This is a genomic window from Altererythrobacter xiamenensis (assembly GCF_900177715.1).
GTDB classification, from domain to species: Bacteria; Pseudomonadota; Alphaproteobacteria; order Sphingomonadales; family Sphingomonadaceae; genus Erythrobacter; species Erythrobacter xiamenensis.
The window spans coordinates 825,160-844,154 of the sequence record NZ_FXWG01000003.1 but is presented as its reverse complement, the minus strand read 5'-3'; the positions used below and the strand labels follow the sequence as shown (position 1 = coordinate 844,154).

Genomic DNA, 18,995 nt, shown 5'->3' with positions numbered 1-18,995 from the left:
GTCCGATCAAACGATCCTGAAAAACCATTTGTTCCGACATCGCGATTGCACGAAGAGCTATCGCCAGAGGGGCCCGGTAACCCCCGTCAAATATGCAAACGGCACAGGTTTACAAGTGTTGCCGTGTCGATCAGTCAGGCCGTCATCGGATAGATCCAAAATTGCGCTAAAAAGCGAGCCCAACGGAGAAAAGATGAACTTCGAGATTCCTTCCGCCTTCTACACATCCGATGCGTTTGCGTCGGCTTCGCTTCTTCTGGTCCTGCTCGCCGCAAGGCTGATCGCGGGTCGGACGTTACGGCGGCGCGATGATCTCACCGAGCAGGTAGCGCGGCGTTGGACGGCGAACTTCCGTAATTTGCTCCTCTTGATCGCAGTCATAGGTCTGGTCATGATCTGGGCGCCGCAATTGAGAACCTTCGCCCTTTCGCTCACGGCGGTAGCAGTCGCGATCGTCGTAGCGACGAAGGAACTCATTCTCTGTCTTTCAGGCGCTGCTCTGCGCACCTTCACCAGAGCTTTCTCGGTCGGGGACATGATCGAGATCGGCACGACCAAAGGCGAGGTTCTGGACCTCAATCTGTTGGCTACACGATTGCAAGAATTCGAAAGCCGGGAGGGATCGATCGTGCCCACTGGTCGGGTCGTTACGCTGCCATACAGCCTGCTGTTCAGCTCCCCGGCGAAAGTTCTTCCCCACGGTGGAAGGGCTATTGAGCACGCCTTTGAAATGACCTTCGAACCCGACGTGGACGTGTTCGCCTTGCGTCAACAGCTCATGCAAGCTGCCGAAGAGGCGCTGGCTCAAAATAGCGGAAATGAGGAATGCACAGGCCCCATCGAAGGACAGGCTTCGCGTTGCGACATCAACTTCGGAACAAGCGAGATCGGCAAATATCGCCTCGAGATCGTGCTGACCGGACCATTGCGAAATCCGCGCAGCGCGGAAAACGCGGTTGCTTGCGCGATCGGCTCATTGTTCCATTCGCAGCGAAAGAACACAAGGATCTCATAGGCAGGGTTGTCCGTTTTCGGGTCGGCAGTAGAATATCTGCTTTCGGCGCATTTCCGAACAGAATCGGACAGTCCGGTACCGGCCGAATTTTTGACCTTAGCCAACGGCGGGGATTGGGTGGAAAGCGGAAATCCGAGAACTTCTATTGAACAAGCCGCTCTGGGCCGGCAGCTGACATTCAAAGATTGACAAACGAGACCGCCAAAGCAGGAATTCTTCGAGGCCTGAACCTATCGGTTGCAAACTTTGGCCCCTGCTCAAGTGCGCATCCGCAAGTCCGGTCGTTACATGTTGGCCAACGTGCGTGGCATCGAACCGCCTAAGTCTGTCCCGTCCCTCTCGGAGCTCATGGGCGATGATCCGAACTGGCGCCTGGCCGAGATCAGTTTCACTCCTCCAAACTGCGCGCAGAAAGAGTTGCAGGATTAACTGGCACTGGAACTGTAGGCCCTGCAACAGAATCAGATGTTCTTGGCGCAGCGCCAAATGAAGGTGGCCCGGACGCCGTGATCGTCTGATTCGTGCGTAACAGACGTTCCCTGATCGTTGCGCAAAGCTACTTGGATCAGCCTGCAGCCAAATCCGCTATCCGGCTCGTCCGTGGACAATTCGCTGCCCCTGGCGGTGCTCTCTTCCCACTTCAGCAGGACTTCCGCTTCGCGTTTTTCACAGGTCAGCGAGATCGCACCATACTGCTGAGCGAGAACGCCATATTTCGATGAATTGGTTGCAAGCTCGAACAGAGCCAAAGTGAGCCCATGAACGTATCGCGCAGGGACCGTGACGCTGTCATGACATTCGATGCTGATGCGCGGATTGGGAAGAAATGGGTTTAGAGCAGCTTGCGCCAGATCTTCAACGGTAGCAGCCACCTCGCCGCGCTTTCGCAATACATCCTGCGCCGTGGCCAAGGCACCCAGCCGTTTCGACAGGAGTTCTCGATATTCTTCCAAATCGTTGGTGTCGTTCATAGTCCCCATGGCGATGGATTGAACGACAGCGATCAGATTCTTGATGCGGTGTATCGCTTCCTGCGCATCGTAGTCGCGGAGTTCTTCGCTTGCGATGGCCAGATCCAGTGCGTGACGGGCGAACCCAACCGTCAGCGTGAGGAAGAGTGCGCTCACGCCGTAAATCTCAAGGGAGAGCAGGCCGGTTGGCGCTTCAATGGTGAAGCTTGAGTGAGGTGGGAGAAACCATAGCCAGGCGATCAAAATGCTGAGCAGAGTGATCAACAAACCCCTTCTGGCGCCCACGATCAAGGCGGCCAGCACAACAGCAGGATAGAGGAAAATGAACGGTGGCAAGCGGCCGCCCGCGACATCATCAACAGCGAACTTCAGCACCGTCGCGCCGCCGAGAAGCGCTAGTGCAATTAAAGCTGCCCAGACAGACTTGCGCTGGGGGAGATACGAATGAAGGCGGAAGGCGAAGTCCCACCGCTGCCCAGAAAGTATGGCCTCAAGCCGATTGAGCCGCTCCGGCATTAATTCTCCTCTCCCGCGTCGGCCAGCCCAAGCGCCTGTTTTTGAAACGCGTTTTTCCCTCAAGTCTCTAGAGATAAAAAGGAGGCATTTGGCAAGCGCGGCAGGCATTCGCGGCCCACGCAGAGCAGAGACTGGAACTCGAAGAATGAGGAAGACCACCACGGCGAATGCCAAGGGGTCATTATGCGCGATCAGCTGAAGTGAGCAAGCCGCCCCAAATGGGTCGGGTCAGACGAACTCGACCGGAGTGCCAGTTTTCACGGCCTTGGCGAAGGCGGCGGCATCCCAGTTGGTGAGCCGCACGCAACCATGGCTGGCACGCTTGGCTACCATTTGCGGATCGGGCGATCCGTGAATGCCGTAACCGTCCTTGCCGAGATCAATCCAGGTGCCGCCGACGGGATTGTTGGGCCCGGGGGGAATTATGAAAGTCTTGTCCGGACCCCACTCCTGGTCCTCGGGATCGAAGGTGTAATTGGGCGCAGGTGCAATGGCGGCGACTTCCATTTGCCCGCTGGGGCTCGGAAAGTCCGAACTGCCGATGGTCGCGGGATAGCTGACCACGATCCCGCCCGCCCCATCGAGACCCACCACCGTGCTCTCGCCTTTGCGCACCTCGATCCTGGCGATGTCTGCATCGAGCGCGTTGTCGCCATGGCTGACTATGACCAGCTTGGTCCCGGCCTTGGAAAAATCGGCATCGGGGTTAAGCGCGCTCAGAAAGTCCTGATCCATGTGGAACCGCTCGGCCAGCATCTCCTTGGCATCGCGGTATCCCAGCTTTTCCATCTCAGCCATCGCGGGAAATTCTTCCGGGATTTCGTAGAACTGGTGCGAGACGTCCTTCTCGGTGATCGTGTAGGACCGGAAGATGTCGCCACCATAATTGTCCATCAACGAGGCAAGCAATTCACTGTCGACCGCCGTACCGGCGGGCAAGCTGTGCGCTTCGCGGTAATATTCGATTGCGCGCTCTGTGTTGCCGCCCATCCTGCCGTCGATCACACCCGGCGAGTGGCGGCTCTTGTCGAGCATGACCTGGACCGCGATCAGCTTCTTAGAGCGATCGCCGAGCATGGAGGATGTGACGTTTTCCGGGAGACTAAGCGAAAGCCGGCCGTCCTTTTGGCTGGCTTCCGCCTTGCTGGCCGATTCCTCGTCGTCATATCCTTGCCTGTCCGTGAAATTGGCGGCGAAGTCCTGCTCATTTGCTGCGCCATCGGCGGCTGACGAAGGGTCGTTCTGTGAAGCGGTTTGGGTTGTCGCCGTGTCATCGGCCTCTGCGCTTGGTGCATCGCCGCAGGATGCGAGGGTTACGGTCGATGCGGCGATTGATGCTAGAAGAAGGTTTCTCATGACTAATGAACGGCATCCCCTGCGCGGCGTTCCGACATACCCTCAGCTCGGACTCCATGCACGGGCGTCTCACTTCCCGTTCGCCCCTTTTCCGCCCATTCAATTCTTGTGTGTCCGCAATCGGGTCGGTTGCAGACTGTCCGGTTGCTAGCAAGTCTCTAGTTCGCCCATCCGATCACGAAGGGGGTTGGAATGCCGGCGTGTCGCTCGCCGCATCCAACCCCTGAAAAGGTCATTGTCCGAGCCTGGTGGGTGGTGGCGGTGCATTGTCCGCATTGCGTGGGGGCGTGTTTCCGATCTGCTCCATGATGTAGCTGATGGCCGCTTCCAACTGGGTGTCGCGTCCTTGATCCAGCGCCATTTGATCAAGCTCGACACGGTAGTCTGGTGCCACGCCTTCATTCTCGATCCGATATTCACCTTCCGGTGTGTAGAAGCGGAAGAACGGCACGACCACACCGCCGCCGTCCACCAGGCCGGGGTTTGCGGAAATACCGATAAGGCCGCCCCATGTGCGGGTGCCGATCAATGGGCCAAGGCCGGTATAGCGGAAGGCGTATGGCATGAAATCGCCGCCCGAACCCGCATCCTGGTCGATCAGCATCGCCTTGGGACCTGTCATGACTGCGCCCGGGGTGGTCCAGGGAAGTCCTTCACGATCGCGCCAGCCGGCCAGCAGCGGGCGGTTGAGCAATTCTATGACATAATTTGCCGCCTGACCGCCGTTGTTCGACCTGTCGTCCATGATCAGCGCGTCGCGACCTGCCTGAGCAAAGAACATCCGGTTGAACGAGGTAAAGCCGCCGCCCGCGGTGTCCGGCATGTAAACATATGCGACCCGGCCGTTTGTAGCTTCGTCGACCCGCGCGCGGTTGGTCTCGATCCAGTCCCAAAGACGAAGATCATATTCGCTCGCTGTCGGTTCGACCACTACTTCGCGGCTGTCCGTACCTGTCGGGCTGGATCCCAGGGTCAGCGTGATCTGCCTGCCTTTCGACCCCGACAGATGGCGGAAGATGTTGTCACCTCCGGTCAGTTCTTGGCCGTTTATGGCGAGGATATACTCGCCTTCCCGCGCGTTCACACCCGGCTCCGCCAGCGGAGCATCGAGGAACGGGTTCCACCGCACGCCGTCGAAGATTCTGGCGATCCGATACCTGCCATTGGCCACTTCGAGGTCTGCACCGAGCAGTCCGGGCCTGGCCGAGCTGTTGTCATAGACATCGCCGCCGCCCACGCGATTGTGGCCGACGTGAAGCTCTGCAATCATCTCGACCATCAGCGCGTTCAGATCTTCACGCCGCCCGACATGTGGCAGGAACCGGACATAGCGATCGCGCACAGCGTCCCAGTCGAGACCGTGCATATTGGGATCGTAGAAGTATGCCTTTTCAAAGCGCCATACATCATTGAAGATCTGAGCCCATTCGACAGCGGGATCGATCAGCATCCGCAAATCGGACAGGCTCAGATTCTCGAGTTCGATTTTCTCGCCAGCCTTGGCGGTCGCGTAGCTGTTGTCGTGCTTGCCCACGAGCAGGGTCTTGCCAGCCCGATCGATCTCGAGGCTGGTGACGCCCGTTGCCAGCTCGCTTGCGGTTCGTTCCTTGAAATCGAAACGACCCAGCACAGCGCCCGATTGTGCGGAATTGTCTGGTGCTTGTGTCGCGCCGCCGGGCTGCACCAGGCTGACGTAGTAAATCGAGCCATCTTCTGCGGTGGCGAGGTCGGAATAGAACTCCTCGTTGACCGGAAGCGATATGATGCGGTCGGAAATCCCGGCGGGATCCACGATCACCGTTGCCTTCTTCTTCTCCTCCTTGCCGTCTTCGCCATCCTTGTCGTCAGCATCCGGCTTTTCGTCACCAAGCTGAGGCGCCAGTGGATTTTCGCCGTCTGCTGCAAGGATCGCGGCATAAATGCCGGCGCGATACGGCTGCTGCTGCGTCGACATATCGAGCCCCATCTGCGTCGGGCCAGCATTGGTCGATGCGGTGAAGAAGAGAAGCGCTCCGTCCCGGCTGAAGGTGGGTGAGCCAATGTCTGCCCATGCGCCCGTCACTTCATGAAGGCTTCGCTGCTGCAGATCATACAGGAAGAGCGCAGAATTGTAATTTGGCTGGGTGAGGGTGAAGGCGACCCAACGGCCCTGGGGTGAAATATCCACCCCTCCGATCCCGCGCCGCGCTGCCGTGGCAATCGTCCACAACTGGCCGCTGGAAATGTCGATCGCACGCAGGCGCAACTTGTTGTCGGTGAAGAGCACATGGTTGCCGTGCCAGTCGACGAGCGAATTGAAATGCTCTCCGAGCGGGAAGCGGCGCCTGTCGCCTATCCCCGTCTGGTCTTCGATAACGAGCATTTGCTGCGTGCCGTTGTCCTCGACATAGGCCAGTTGCGTGCCCTTATCCGACCAGATGCCGCTGTAATCGCGATCTCCCGGCGTCGCTGTGATATTGCGAATGCTTCCCTGATCGATCGGCACGGTAAATACTTCGCCGCGGGCGGTGACGGAAACGCGTTGCCCGGTGGGCGAAATGCTGACGCTTTCGATTTGCCCCGAAACGTCGTGCCATTGGGGCTGGCGCGCGGGCAGATCTGCCGGCAGACGAATGGAGAGGGTGGTCTTGGTGCCGCTCGCCAGATCGAAAGAATGGATGCGTCCTCCGGCTTCGTAGACGAGCGTGCCGCCTTCTCCCCCGATTGCGCGAACATCGAATTCGGTTTCATCGGTCAGCCTGGTGAGAGCACCGCCGCCATCGTGCCGAAATACATTGAGCCGCGCGTCATCGCGATCCGAGATGACGTAGAGGGTGCCGTCTATCCAGTGGGGATCCCACTCCGTCGTGCGGTCTCCCGGAATCTCGCTTACCGTGTCTGCATCGAAATCGATGAGCTGGATGCTCGGCGCCGCGCCGCCGCGATAACCGCGCCAACCGGCCGAACCGCCAGCCAGACCGTTATAAGCTGGGCGCACCGGCACATTTGCGTATGTTTCACCATCCTCGGACCAGGCCCCGGCAAAGGTCCGGGCTTCAGAAACCTTTTCGGGTAGTCCCCCGCTCAAGGCCACGCGATAGAGCTGACCTGCACGCCCGTGGCGGCGCTCGCGAGCGCTCGTGAAGTAGACATGCCGGCCGTCCGGCGAGAAGCCGACCACATCGTCGTCACCGGGATGCCAGGTAAGGCGCGCGGGCTGTCCACCTGCGGCAGGGACGACGAATACATCGTAGTTGCCGTCATGGTTCGCCGAATAGGTGATCATGGATCCATCGGCCGAGAAAAGCGGATTGCGAGCATCGGCCGGATGGGAGGTCAATCGGCGCGGTGCGGTGCCGTCACGATTGGCGATCCATATGTCGCCAGCATAGGCAAAAACGAGATTTGTGGCCGATAGATCAGGGGATCTGAGCAACAGGGTTTCTTCTTGCGCAGCTGCCGTCGTGGCAGCCGAGGCAAGGCTTATTGCGAGTGCTGCGGCACTTACGAAACGTAGCATGAGATGTGTTCCCCCCAATTGAACCCAACTGTCCCACGGAAACGAATGCCATGACCCTTGGCCGAATGCTAGTCCGCTTGATGCTTGGCGGTCACCTCCCGCCACTTCGTCCGCTTGTAACGGAGTGCCAACCGATTGAAGTGGTCAAAAGCTGGGTGGAAAGCGGACATTGTGTATTGCGCGACTTGTTCAAGCAGCGCATCGCCAAAGAAATGAGAAGTCTTGCCGATAAGTGGTGGAATGAAGACCGACGCGACCTCTTTCGGTCGCTAGAAGTCATCGCGTCGGACACGCCCAATCCGGACGGGATTGGCTTGAGCCTCGACACAATCCTCAACGACCTCGAACTTTACGACGATCCAATGCAGGGACGCGGTTCTTGGCTCTTCGATAACGAACTCCACCTTGCAAGGGCTCTCGGCGAAAAACTTAAGAAGACCGTGGATCAAGCGAGGCTCGTTGAAGCGGGTCCGGCGACGCTTGCCAGCGTGTCATGGCCGGACGCGCGGCGCACGGCAGTTTCACTATTAAGTCTGATGGCTGTCAATGGAGACTTCACTGGCTGAACGTCCTCATTCGGCTCGTTAGCGATCGGTCCGCTCTTCTCCGGGCAAAGCGGCATCGCTTCATAATCCCGCAAGTATCAAACTAGGCCGCCTGGTCTTCCGTGACCGGGCGTTGTGCCAGTTCCATTCTCTGCAATTTCCCGAGCATGTCGCGCGGTAATTGGTCGACGAACTCGATATAGCGAGGGCGCTTGTATCCCGCGATCTGGCCCTTGAAACGAGCGGTGATCTCCTCGCGGGTCAATGTTTCGCCCGGTTTTAGCACGACGAAGGCCTTTACCGCCTCGCCCCATTGCTTGTCCGGCACGCCGCAGCAGCCCGCGTCGGCAACTTCGGGCATGGCGGCGAAGACCGCATCCACCTCTGCGGGATAGACGTTTTCGCCGCCGGTCTTGATCAGCTCTTTCGAACGGCCGAGCAGGTAGACGAGGCCCTTTTCGTCCATCGTCCCAAGATCCCCGCTGCGCAGCCAGCCGTGGCCGAGCGCCGCTTCGGTCGCGTCCTCGTTGCGCCAGTAGCCGAGCATGACAGTCGGCCCGCGCATGCAGATTTCGCCCTCTTCGCCAGGGGGCAGGACGTTGCCGTCAGGATCGAGGATAGCGAACTCCACATGCGGCATGGCCCAGCCGATCGAGCGCGGATGCTCGCGCATATCGGCATAGTCGATTGCGGTAGCGAAGCCGCAGATCTCGGTCTGACCGTAACCGCCGACGACGCGTGCGTCCCACTCGCTCTCGATAAACGTGTATAGCTTGTCGAAACCCGGCCCCGCACCGCCTGTGTAGTTGGTGAGCGGCATCTGGCCGTCACGAACAGGCTCGTGCTCGCGCCAGGGCATCAGGATCTGCGGGAAGGCGCTGGTGGTGGTGCATTGCTCGGCATGGAGCAGGTCGAGCATGGCCGCCGGGTCGTCGTCACGCTGTGCGAAAACCAATGTGCCCCCGCAAGCAATCATCGCCGCAACCTGCTGCATGCCGACGACATGGAAAAGCGGATTGACCGAGAGCAGCCGCTCCTCATGCGTCCAGCCGCGCCGCGTGCACATGCCCAGCGCCGCTGTCGCGACCGCGCTGCCCGCCTGCAGGCAGCCCTTCGGCCGTCCGGTCGTGCCGCTGGTGTACATCATGTAGAGCGGGCGGTCGGGGGCGAGGGTAGGTGCGATCTGCTGAGGCTGATCGGTGTTGACGATGCTCTCGAATGCGCCCTGCGGATCGTGCTTCTCGTCCACCAGTATCACTTCGCCTGCCTCGCCTTCGGCAAGCAAGTGTTCGAAGCGCGGATTGGCGAAGGTCAGGCTCGGCTCGGCGTTGCCCATGATCCACGCGATCTCTGCAGGCGCGAGCCGCCAGTTGAGCAGCACCGCGATCGCGCCGATCCGTCCGCAGGCGAGCAGGGCGGTAACGAATGGCGCGCCATCGGTGAGCAGCAGCGCAACACGGTCGCCCGGGCCGATGCCCTTCGCCAGCAGCCAGCGCGCGAGGTTCTCGACGCGTTGATCAAGTTCGCTCCAGGTGAGTCGCTGAGTGCCATCCAGGCTTGCTTCACGGTCCGCCAGGCGCAGCGCATTGGCGCGAAGCATGGTGTCGAGGGAGAAATCGCGTGGGTGCATGCAAGCAGGCTTAGCGGCGTGCGGAGATTTGCTCCAATATCGATTTTGCGAAGGTGGTGAGCGTGTCGTCGCGTGCGCCCATGATGACGATCCGGTCTCCCGGCTGCGCGAGTTCGACCATCCGCGTGCCGCAATCCTCGCGGGAGGGGACGTGTTCCGCCTTACCGCCGTGCTCCTCGATCATGGCGATAATCCGCTCGGTGCCTTCGCTCCGGTCGACCGTCCCGCCGAAATAGACCGGGTCGCACATGATGGTGATATCGTCCGCATCGAGCTCGCGTGCGAAAGTCTCGGCGAGTTCCGCGCCCATCTGCCGCAGCGGGCCGTAACCATGCGGCTGGAAGAAGGCGATGACGCGGCCGGGCGAGCTTTTGACCGTGCGGAGCGTCGCGGCGCATTTTTCCGGATTGTGACCGAAATCGTCGATCACCGTCACGCCGCTGGGCGAAGCGCCGATCACGTCGAACCGCCGCGCAAGTCCGGCAAAACTGCCCAAAGCCTCGACCGCAAGCGCCACCGGCACACCGGCGCAAGCGGCACCCGCAATCGCGGCGAGCGCGTTTGAAAGATTGTGCCATCCGGGCATGCCGAGCACCAGCGCATGTTCGCTGTCATCGTGCCGGTCGATGACCGTCGCGGCCTGACGCACCGGACCGTCGGCAATGCTGCCAGGCACGATCCCGATCTGCGCCTTGTCCTGCTCGATCCCGAAGGTCACGACCTCTTTCGCGCGGGGGAGCAGGGCGAGCGCTTCTGCATCGTCGGCATTGATCGCTGCAATCCGGCTGCGCTCGAGATAATCGCCGAACAGCTGGCGCAGTTCTTCCATGCTCTTGTGATCGAGGCTGACGTTCAGGAGCACGCCGACCGCCGGGCGATAGAGCGCGATCGAGCCGTCGCTTTCATCGACTTCGCTGACATAGATGCTGCGCCCGCCGACGACCGCGCTGGCATAGGGGCGATCCTCGCTGACGAAGTTCTTCATCACCGCGCCGTTCATGATGGTCGGCTCTCGCCCGGCATATTGCATTATCCAGCCGAGCATGGCGGTGACGGTCGACTTGCCGCTCGTCCCGGCCACCGCGATGCCTGCGCCGCTGGTGTTGAACAGGATCGAATTGAGCTCGGCGCGCGTCAGCTTGAGATTGCCCAGCTCCTTCGCACGAACCATCTCGGGCACCGTGTCCTCGACCGCGGCAGAGGCGACCAGCACCTGATCCTTCGCCGTGATGCCGCTCCCGTCCTGCGGATGCAGTTCGTAGCCCTGCCGCTCGAGCGCGGCGAACTTCTCCGGCGTGCGGCCCTGGTCGAAACTGCGGTCCGATCCGGCGACGTCCACGCCGCGGCCTTTGAGGATCTGCGCCAGCGGCAACATACCAGAACCGCCGATGCCGCAGAAGAAGAAGGGGCGGGCCAGAAGTTCGTCATAGGTGGGGAATTCACTCATGCGCGGACCGGTATTGAGTTGTGCGAGGCAACACAAGCGGGCAGGATGCCGGTATGACACGAATTGCCGTCTGCGCCCCCGCAACGCCCATCACCCGCGATCATGCCGAGGCTGCCGAGGCGCTCGTCGCGCAAGAGTTTCCCGAACACTCGATCTATTTCCACGAACAGTGTTTCAAAAGCGCCGGGCATTTCGCAGGGACCGATCTTGAACGGTTGGAGGCGCTGGTCGAGCTTGCCAACGATCCCGAATATGACGCCGTCTGGTTCGCCAAGGGGGGCTACGGGTCGAATCGCATTGCGGAAGCGGCGGTGACCCGAATGAATGGGGCGGCGCGCTCCAAGACCTATGTCGGTTTCTCCGATATGGGCTATCTGCTCGCCGCGCTCTACCGCTACAATATCGGCCAGCCGGTGCATGGCTCCATGCCGGTCAGCGCGCGGAGCGAACGCGGCCGCGAGGCGGTGCGTCGCGTGCTCAAATGGTTCAGCGGCGATGGCAGCGGGTTGGAGCCAAGCCTCGATGGGAAGACACCGGCGGTCGCTTTCAACCTCATCACGCTCGCCATGCTGACGAACACGCCGATGATGCCCGACCTCACCGGACACGTGGTAATGGTGGAAGAAGTCAGCGAGCACCTCTACTCGGTCGACCGACTGTTTTTTCACCTGGCCAACACCTTGCCCCGCCTCGCTGGTTTGCGGCTGGGTCAGGTCACCGACGTCCCCGAGAACTATGTCGAATTCGGTCAGGAGGCTGAGGATATCGCGAAGTTCTGGTGTAATCGCGCCGGTATACCGTATCTCGGCCGGGCGGAGATCGGCCATACCGCTGCCAACAGGATCGTGCCCTTCGGCCTTGCGAGTCCCTCGACCGCTGGCTAACCGCGGCTGTGATTGATCTGGGAGCAGGTCCACCCGCTCCCTCCACCCTTCCGCCCGGATCCTACCGGGACATCATCCGGGCGGAAGGGTGGAGGGCGCGGGTGGCAAGGCCAATTAAATAGGAATTAACATGAGAGCTTTCGTTTTTCCGGGGCAGGGCAGCCAGAAGGTCGGCATGGGTGCCGAACTGGCAGATGCAAGCGCGACCGCCCGCGAGGTGTTCGAGGAAGTCGACGAAGCACTGTCGCAGAAGCTCTCGGGCATCATGCGTGACGGCCCAGAAGACCAGCTGACGCTGACCGAGAATGCACAGCCGGCGATCATGGCCAATGCCATCGCCACCTTGCGCGTGCTGGAGAAGGATTTCGGGATCTCGCTGGCGGACAAGGGCGCCTGCCTCGCCGGTCACTCGCTTGGCGAGTACTCGGCACTGTGTGCGGTCGGCGCGTTTTCGCTCGCGGATACGGCTCGGCTGCTCAAGCTCCGCGGACAGGCGATGCAGGCAGCCGTTCCCGTGGGTGAGGGCGCGATGGCGGCTCTGCTCGGCGCGGATATCGAAAAGGCGCAGGCGCTCGCCGAAGCCGCCGCGCAGGGCGAAGTTTGCGAAGTCGCCAATGACAATGATCCGACGCAGGTGGTCATTTCCGGCCATAAGGGCGCGATCGAACGTGCAATCGAGCTGGCCAAGGAGCATGGGATCAAGCGCGGCATACTGCTGCCTGTATCCGCTCCGTTTCACTGCTCGCTGATGCAGCCCGCCGCCGACCGGATGGAAGAGGCCTTGGCCGCGACATCGCCAAGCGCGCTCGCGCTCCCGGTCTATGCCAATGTTACCGCCGCCAAGGTCGCTGATCCCGCCGAAGAGCAGCGCTTGCTGGTCGAGCAGGTGACGGGCCGCGTGCGCTGGCGCGAAAGCGTTCTGGCGATGCGCGCCGATGGTATAGAACAGTTCGTCGAACTGGGCGGCAAGGTGCTCTGCCCGATGATCGGCAGGATCGACAAGGAGGCTGCGACCACCAGCCTCATCACCATGGAAGACCTCGAAGGTTTTGCGAAGGAGATCGCGTAATGTTCAGCCTCGACGGAATGAACGCCCTCGTCACTGGTGCCAGCGGCGGGATCGGCTCGTCCATCTGCCGTGCGCTTGCCGCGCAGGGCGCGCGCCTCGCGATCTCTGGATCCAATGCGGCCAAGCTTCGTGCCTTTCGTGACGAACTCAATGACAAGTACGAGCACGACCACGGCGAACACGTCGAAATCACCTGCAACCTCTCCAACACCGAGCAGGTCGAGGAGCTGATTCCGGCAACGCTCGACACGCTGGGCGGAATCGACATCCTCGTGAACAATGCCGGTATCACGCGAGACAACCTCGCGATGCGGATGAAGGACGAGGAGTGGGACGAGGTTATCCGCATCAATCTCGAAGCGGCTTTCCGCCTGATGCGCGCTTCTGCACGCCCGATGATGAAGGGCCGGTTCGGCCGCATCATAACCATCACCAGCGTCGTGGGCGCCACCGGCAATCCGGGTCAGATGAACTACGCCGCTGCAAAGGCCGGCCTGACCGGCATGACCAAGAGCTTCGCGCAGGAGGTCGCCAGTCGCGGAATTACCGCCAATTGCGTCGCGCCGGGCTTCATCCGCACCGCCATGACCGACCAATTGCCCGATGCGCAGAAGGAAGCGCTTAATGCGCGCATTCCGATGGGCCGGATGGGCGAGGGGGCCGATATTGGCGCAGCAGTCGCTTTCCTCGCCAGCCGCGAAGCCGGGTACATCACCGGCGAAACGCTGCATGTGAACGGCGGGATGGCCATGCTGGGCTAAGGGCCGGGTTGGGCGCTGGGCCGCGCAGGTCGCCCGGATTTCTCCTTTTTCCCCAAGGAATCGCTCAACAAAGGCCAATCTGGCCCCGGTGAACTTGCCGCTCTAGCCATGCGCGCTAAGGTCGATGGCGAACTATCCGGCGCGAAGGGGCGATTCCGGCCCCGAGGCGTCATCTGGGACATGAGAAGGTAGAGATGAAGGCCACAATCGAACGCGCGACGCTGCTGCGTTGTCTTTCTCACGTGCAATCGGTGGTGGAACGCCGTAACACCATTCCGATCCTTTCCAACGTGTTGATAGAAGCCTCCGATGGCGGTTCGCTCAAGGTCATGGCGACCGACCTCGACCTTCAAGTGGTCGAGAACATGAGTGCGGCTTCGGTCGAAAGCCCGGGCGCGATCACCGTTTCCGCGCACCTGCTCTTCGATATCGCGCGCAAGCTCCCCGAGGGAAGCCAGGTCAGCCTGGAGACCGCCGATAACCGGATGGAAATCAAGGCAGGGCGCAGCCGGTTCAAATTGCCGACGCTGCCGAAGGACGATTTCCCCGTGATCGTCGAAGGCGACCTTCCGACGAGCTTCGAAATCCCTGCCAAGACACTGGCCGAGATCATCGACCGCACGCGCTTCGCGATCTCGACCGAAGAAACCCGTTATTACCTCAACGGCATCTTCTTCCACGTCACCGATGATGACGAGCCGGTGCTGAAAGCCGCAGCGACCGACGGTCACCGTCTCGCTCGTTTCACTCTTGCGCGCCCCGAAGGCGCCGAGGGCATGCCCGACGTCATCGTGCCGCGCAAAGCGGTGGCCGAACTGCGCAAGCTGCTCGAGGAATCGCTCGACGGAAACGTCCAGATCGATCTTTCGGCCAGCAAGATTCGCTTCACGCTTGGCGGCGAAGGCGGCGTAGTGCTCACCAGCAAGCTGATCGACGGCACGTTCCCCGATTACAGCCGCGTCATCCCGACGGGCAACGACAAGCTGCTCAAGGTCGACCCCAAGAGTTTTTACGCCGGCGTCGACCGCGTTGCGACCATCGCCACGGAGAAGACCCGCGCGGTCAAGATGGGCCTCGAGAATGACAAGGTCATCCTCTCGGTGACATCGCCGGACAACGGCACCGCTACTGAGGAAGTGGCGGCGGACTACGGTTCGGACAGTCTCGAGATCGGCTTCAACGCCAATTACCTAAAGGATATCCTGAGCCAGATCGATAGCGACACGGTCGAACTGCATCTCGCCGATGCTGGCGCGCCGACGCTGATCCGTGAGAGCGACAAGAGTCCGTCGCTCTATGTCCTCATGCCGATGCGGGTCTGATCATTTTCTGAAGAAAATGGCGCAAGTCAGCATGTGGTGTTAGGCAGGTTTCAAAGGGAGACTTGCCGATGACCACGCCTGCAACCGCAACTCAAGTTCATGTCCGCCGCAAAGCGCTGGATCAGGCTTCGCTAGTCGAGGTTCATCTGCCGCCGCTCGCCGACGGGGCTGTGCGGCTTGAGGTCGAAAGCTTCTCGGTCACCTCTAACAACATCACCTATGCGGTGGTGGGCGAGCAAATCGGCTACTGGAACTTCTTTCCTGCGCCCGAGGGTTTCGGCATCGTGCCCATGTGGGGTCACGCGAAGGTGATCGAAAGCAATTGCGCCGATATTACCGTGGGCGAGCGGGTCTATGGCTATCTCCCGATGGCCACGCATCTCGATGTCATGCCGGGCAAGGTTTCCGCGAGCGGCTTCGTCGACACGACCGACTATCGCGCGCCGTTGCCGCCGATCTATAACCAGTATTCGCGGCTCGCTGCCGACCCCGAGCACGACCCTGCGCGCGAAGACGAGCGGATGATTTTCGGTCCGCTGTTCAAGACCGGCTTTTTGATCGAATATTTCATGACCGCAAACGACTGGTTCGGGGCAGGGCGGGTGATCCTGACCAGCGCCTCATCCAAGACGGCGATGAGCCTTGCGAGCGTCGCAAAACAGAACTCGCCCGAGGTGACGCGGATCGGGCTTACGTCAGCGGGCAATGTCGATTTCGTGACAGCGACCGGGCTCTATGACGAGGTGCTCGCTTATGGCGATGTCGGCTCGCTGGCGCAGGAGCCTAGCGTTTCGGTCGATTTCGCTGGAAACGGCGCATTGCTGGTGCAGATTCACCAGCACCTCGGCGACAATCTCAAATACTCATGCCTTGTCGGCGTGACCCATATCGACGAGCGCAGCGGCCCGGCAGGTTCCGCCGAGGGTCTTCCAGGTCCGACGCCGACGCTGTTCTTCGCGCCGGATCACGCCATAGAGCTTTTCAAGGAACTCGGCCCCGAAGAAGCGGGCAAGCGCCTGGCTGCCGCTTGGCAGGGATTCCTGCAAACCGCAGAAGGGTCGGTCACGATCCAGCATCGCAAGGGTCTCGACGCAGCGCGTGAGACCTATCTCGCGATGGTGGGCGGCGACGTCGATCCGGCGCAGGGCATCGTGATCGAGCCCTAGGCCGGATCAAAGTGCTTCAGATTTCGACCGCGATCTTGCCGAAATGCTTGTTCGCGATCTGGTGACGGAAGGCGTCGGCCAGATTCTCGAGCGGGAAGGTGTCGGAGATCACAGGCTCGATGCCATTGGCCTCGATCGCTGCAATCATGTCGAGCTGCTGGGCGCGACTACCGACGGTCAGACCCTGCAAGCGTTGGTTCTTGCCCATTAACACCCCGGTCTGGACGTTGCCCGCAAAGCCGGTAAGCACGCCGATCAGCGCGATATGGCCACCGACGCGGGTGGCGACGATCGACTGGTCGAGCGTGCCCGGTCCGCCGATCTCGACAACGCAATCTACACCGCGGCCGCCCGTCAGTTCGAGCGCCTTGGCACCCCAGGCCTCCACTTCCTTGTAATTGATGAGGTGATCTGCGCCGAGCTCCTTCAATCGGTCGAGTTTTTCGCCCGATGAACTGGTCGAAATCACAGTCGCGCCCGCCATCTTGGCGAACTGCAGCGCAAATATGGATACGCCGCCGGTCCCTTGCGTCAGGACGATGTCACCCGGTTTGATCGCATTGTCGACGAACAGCGCGCGCCATGCGGTCAGGCCGGCGCAGGTCAGCGTTGCTGCCTGAGCGGGTGAATAACCCTTCGGTATGCGGGTGAAGGCAGTTGTCGGGGCGGTGACCGCTTCGCAGGCAAAACCGTCGATCCCGTCACCCGGGACGCCCGTGAAAGCCGTCGTCGGCGGCGCACCGTCGAGCCAGTCGGGGAAGAAGGTGGATACGACGGAATCGCCCACTGCATATTCGCTGACGCCTTCGCCCACCGCGGTCACTTCGCCCGCACCATCGGACATGGGAATGCGACCGAGGGGCGCGGGAATCATGCCGGAGACTACGGCATAGTCGTGGAAGTTGAGCGAGCTTGCCCCGACCCGGACGGTTATTTCGCCGGGTCCCGGAGCGGGCGCGTCCTCGACATCTACATATTCCAGTGCATCGAGGGTGGAGGGCGTCGCGCCCGTCTTGATTGCCTTCATTCTGCTGCCTCTGCCATTTCTATGCGTTGCGGTCCGCGGATCAGGCCACCTGGCGTGGCCCCCGTCCATTTACCGTCGCGGAAGGTAACGGTTCCGTTCTTGATCGTCGCGGCATAGCCATCGGCCTTCTGCAGCAGGCGCTTGCCGCCCGCTGGCAGGTCGAAAGCGAGCCAGGGCTTGCCAAGCTTCAGCTTGTCCATGTCGATCACGTTGAGATCGGCAAGATAGCCGGGCGCAATGATGCCGCGATCCTCGAGGCCATATAGCTTCGCCGTGTCCCAGCACTGCCGCTTGATGGCGTTTTCCAGGCTGATGCGGTCGCCGCGCTTACGGTCGCGGACCCAGTGCTGGAGCATGAAGGTGGGCGAAGCCGCATCGCAGATCGTGCCGCAATGCGCGCCACCGTCCGATAGCGAGTTCACCGTGTCGTCGCTGTGCTGCAGCGGGTGGAGGAACTCGAGATTGCCGTCGGCATAGTTGAGGATCGGGAAGTAGATGAAGCCCTTCGCATCGTCCCGGCAAAGCATGTCGTAGGCATATTCCTGCGGGTCGACACCGGCGGCCTCGGCACGCGCCTGCACGGTCGCATCCTGTGGCGGTTCGTAGTCGAAATCCTCGTCCATCTCGAACATCAGGCCCCAGCCATTGGTGAGGGCGAAGATCACTTCCTTTACGTCCTCTGCAACTTCCGAATAGTCGTTGGCTTCGGCAAGGAGCCCTTGCTTGAACTCGGGATCGAGCAGTTTGGCCTTCTTCTCTTCCCAGGAAAGGTCGGCCATCGCCTGCCAGCTGGGCCGCAGAACGAAGGGGTTCACCGTGCCCTGCCACGCCATGATGATTCCGTTGCCGCGCAGTGCGATCTGCGCGACGATGTTGGCGCCATTGTCATTCTCGGCGCGCATGTTGCTGATCTGCTCGTCGAGCGGCTGTTCCTTGGCGATCGATTGCAGCGCTGCGAAGGTGACGGGGAGGCCAGTTTCGCGGCTGAGATCGCCCATCCACTGAAACTCGTTCCACTCGCGGCGCAGGTCGCTGGCCATCTCGAACACGCCGTGGCCTGCGCGGCCCATCGCGCGGCCAAGCTCGACCAGTTCGTCTGCCGTGGCGGTCGTTCCGGGAACGAGGACGCCGTTCACGTCCTTGTGCAGCACAGTGCGACTGGTCGAGAAGCCCAGCGCCCCGGCGCGCACGCCGTCTTCCACGATCTGCGCCATCTGACGAATGTCCTCGTCAGTCGGGACAGCGCCCGGTTCCTCGCGATCGCCAAGCACATAGGCGCGCACCGCGCCATGCGGGACGTGTGTGCCGATATCGACGGTGCGAGGCATCTTCTCGAGCGCGTCGAGATATTCGGGGAAGGTCTCCCACTCCCATGTGATTCCTTCGGCGAGCGCTGTGCCGGGAATGTCCTCCACGCCCTCCATCAACTGGATCAGCCACTCGTGTCGGTCGGGCTTGGCGGGCGCAAAGCCGACGCCGCAATTGCCCATCACCACCGTGGTGACGCCGTGCCAGCTCGACGGGGCCATTTCCTGGTCCCAGGTTGCCTGGCCGTCATAGTGCGTATGAATGTCGACGAAGCCGGGCGCGACGATCTTGCCGCTGGCGTCGATTTCTTCTGCCGCGTCGCCCGATACTTCGCCGACTTGCGCGATTAGCCCGTCCTTGACGGCGATGTCTCCGGTGAAGCGTTCCGCTCCGGTACCATCGACGATGGTTCCGCCACGAATGATGAGGTCAAATGCAGGCATGGTCTCTCTCCCATTTCTATTTGCAACCGACATAGC

14 protein-coding genes are annotated in these 18,995 nt (G+C 61.1%); 7 read left to right on the top strand and 7 right to left on the bottom strand.

Translation table 11 applies throughout. The features are described 5' to 3' along the window. Positions 1 to 1,015: mechanosensitive ion channel domain-containing protein (locus tag CCE89_RS14625; protein WP_234990105.1), on the top strand; the 1,015-nt coding region annotated here is incomplete at its 5' end. A 461-nt stretch (positions 1,016 to 1,476) separates the two neighbouring features. On the opposite strand, the gene CCE89_RS14615 is transcribed toward CCE89_RS14625, so the two are convergent. The 3 genes from CCE89_RS14615 to CCE89_RS14605 form a co-directional block, all read right to left on the bottom strand. Beyond that, positions 1,477 to 2,502 carry an HWE histidine kinase domain-containing protein gene (locus tag CCE89_RS14615; RefSeq protein WP_159456665.1) on the bottom strand — a complete coding sequence of 342 codons (1,026 nt, stop codon included), beginning with the start codon at positions 2,500 to 2,502 and terminating at the stop codon, positions 1,477 to 1,479. A 228-nt stretch (positions 2,503 to 2,730) separates the two neighbouring features. Beyond that, positions 2,731 to 3,858 (bottom strand): L,D-transpeptidase family protein, encoded by a 1,128-nt coding sequence (locus CCE89_RS14610; RefSeq protein ID WP_086438762.1) that lies wholly within the window; start codon positions 3,856 to 3,858, stop codon positions 2,731 to 2,733. A gap of 232 nt (positions 3,859 to 4,090) precedes the next feature. Further along, on the bottom strand, positions 4,091 to 7,273 hold the full coding sequence (locus CCE89_RS14605) for a S41 family peptidase (RefSeq protein WP_159456664.1): 3,183 nt from the start codon (positions 7,271 to 7,273) through the stop codon (positions 4,091 to 4,093). A 260-nt stretch (positions 7,274 to 7,533) separates the two neighbouring features. Here CCE89_RS14605 and CCE89_RS14600 point away from each other — a divergent pair, with 260 nt between their 5' ends. Continuing rightward, the gene (locus tag CCE89_RS14600) at positions 7,534 to 7,923 is read left to right on the top strand and encodes a hypothetical protein (protein WP_143256056.1); all 390 of its coding nucleotides are present in this window, start codon (positions 7,534 to 7,536) and stop codon (positions 7,921 to 7,923) included. 82 nt (positions 7,924 to 8,005) lie between these two features. Here CCE89_RS14600 and CCE89_RS14595 read toward each other — a convergent pair whose 3' ends face one another. Further along, positions 8,006 to 9,532, bottom strand: a complete 1,527-nt coding sequence (locus CCE89_RS14595; protein ID WP_086438759.1) for a class I adenylate-forming enzyme family protein — start codon at positions 9,530 to 9,532, stop codon at positions 8,006 to 8,008. A 10-nt stretch (positions 9,533 to 9,542) separates the two neighbouring features. Continuing rightward, positions 9,543 to 10,979 carry a glutamate ligase domain-containing protein gene (locus CCE89_RS14590; RefSeq protein ID WP_086438758.1) on the bottom strand — a complete coding sequence of 479 codons (1,437 nt, stop codon included), beginning with the start codon at positions 10,977 to 10,979 and terminating at the stop codon, positions 9,543 to 9,545. A 53-nt stretch (positions 10,980 to 11,032) separates the two neighbouring features. Here CCE89_RS14590 and CCE89_RS14585 point away from each other — a divergent pair, with 53 nt between their 5' ends. The 5 genes from CCE89_RS14585 to CCE89_RS14565 all read left to right on the top strand — a co-directional run bounded on the left by CCE89_RS14585 (position 11,033) and on the right by CCE89_RS14565 (position 16,181). Then, positions 11,033 to 11,863 carry an LD-carboxypeptidase gene (locus tag CCE89_RS14585; protein WP_086438845.1) on the top strand — a complete coding sequence of 277 codons (831 nt, stop codon included), beginning with the start codon at positions 11,033 to 11,035 and terminating at the stop codon, positions 11,861 to 11,863. A gap of 130 nt (positions 11,864 to 11,993) precedes the next feature. Continuing rightward, complete coding sequence (gene fabD, locus CCE89_RS14580) at positions 11,994 to 12,932, top strand: ACP S-malonyltransferase (RefSeq protein WP_086438757.1); 939 nt, start codon at positions 11,994 to 11,996, stop codon at positions 12,930 to 12,932. Continuing rightward, a complete protein-coding gene (fabG, locus tag CCE89_RS14575) occupies positions 12,932 to 13,693 on the top strand; it encodes a 3-oxoacyl-[acyl-carrier-protein] reductase (protein ID WP_086438756.1) in 762 nt (253 codons plus the stop codon). The genes fabD and fabG overlap by 1 nt, the downstream gene beginning before the upstream one ends. Before the next feature lie 194 nt (positions 13,694 to 13,887). Beyond that, a complete protein-coding gene (gene dnaN, locus CCE89_RS14570; protein WP_086438755.1) occupies positions 13,888 to 15,015 on the top strand; it encodes a DNA polymerase III subunit beta in 1,128 nt (375 codons plus the stop codon). 68 nt (positions 15,016 to 15,083) lie between these two features. Beyond that, positions 15,084 to 16,181 carry a DUF2855 family protein gene (locus CCE89_RS14565; protein WP_086438754.1) on the top strand — a complete coding sequence of 366 codons (1,098 nt, stop codon included), beginning with the start codon at positions 15,084 to 15,086 and terminating at the stop codon, positions 16,179 to 16,181. 16 nt (positions 16,182 to 16,197) lie between these two features. On the opposite strand, the gene CCE89_RS14560 is transcribed toward CCE89_RS14565, so the two are convergent. Together CCE89_RS14560 and CCE89_RS14555 are read right to left on the bottom strand one after the other, a co-directional pair. Further along, on the bottom strand, positions 16,198 to 17,208 hold the full coding sequence (locus CCE89_RS14560) for a zinc-dependent alcohol dehydrogenase family protein (RefSeq protein ID WP_086438753.1): 1,011 nt from the start codon (positions 17,206 to 17,208) through the stop codon (positions 16,198 to 16,200). Further along, positions 17,205 to 18,959 carry an N-acyl-D-amino-acid deacylase family protein gene (locus tag CCE89_RS14555; RefSeq protein WP_086438752.1) on the bottom strand — a complete coding sequence of 585 codons (1,755 nt, stop codon included), beginning with the start codon at positions 18,957 to 18,959 and terminating at the stop codon, positions 17,205 to 17,207. The genes CCE89_RS14560 and CCE89_RS14555 overlap by 4 nt, the downstream gene beginning before the upstream one ends. Positions 18,960 to 18,995 lie beyond the last annotated feature (36 nt).

Bases quoted from the DNA above. Each gene is read 5' to 3' on its own strand.
- CCE89_RS14615 (WP_159456665.1), bottom strand. From the start codon at position 2,502: ATGCCGGAGCGGCTCAATCGGCTTGAGGCCATACTTTCTGGGCAGCGG.
- CCE89_RS14610 (WP_086438762.1), bottom strand. From the start codon at position 3,858: ATGAGAAACCTTCTTCTAGCATCAATCGCCGCATCGACCGTAACCCTC.
- CCE89_RS14595 (WP_086438759.1), bottom strand. From the start codon at position 9,532: ATGCACCCACGCGATTTCTCCCTCGACACCATGCTTCGCGCCAATGCG.
- CCE89_RS14590 (WP_086438758.1), bottom strand. From the start codon at position 10,979: ATGAGTGAATTCCCCACCTATGACGAACTTCTGGCCCGCCCCTTCTTC.
- CCE89_RS14585 (WP_086438845.1), top strand. From the start codon at position 11,033: ATGACACGAATTGCCGTCTGCGCCCCCGCAACGCCCATCACCCGCGAT.
- fabD (WP_086438757.1), top strand. From the start codon at position 11,994: ATGAGAGCTTTCGTTTTTCCGGGGCAGGGCAGCCAGAAGGTCGGCATG.
- fabG (WP_086438756.1), top strand. From the start codon at position 12,932: ATGTTCAGCCTCGACGGAATGAACGCCCTCGTCACTGGTGCCAGCGGC.
- dnaN (WP_086438755.1), top strand. From the start codon at position 13,888: ATGAAGGCCACAATCGAACGCGCGACGCTGCTGCGTTGTCTTTCTCAC.
- CCE89_RS14565 (WP_086438754.1), top strand. From the start codon at position 15,084: ATGACCACGCCTGCAACCGCAACTCAAGTTCATGTCCGCCGCAAAGCG.
- CCE89_RS14560 (WP_086438753.1), bottom strand. From the start codon at position 17,208: ATGAAGGCAATCAAGACGGGCGCGACGCCCTCCACCCTCGATGCACTG.
- CCE89_RS14555 (WP_086438752.1), bottom strand. From the start codon at position 18,959: ATGCCTGCATTTGACCTCATCATTCGTGGCGGAACCATCGTCGATGGT.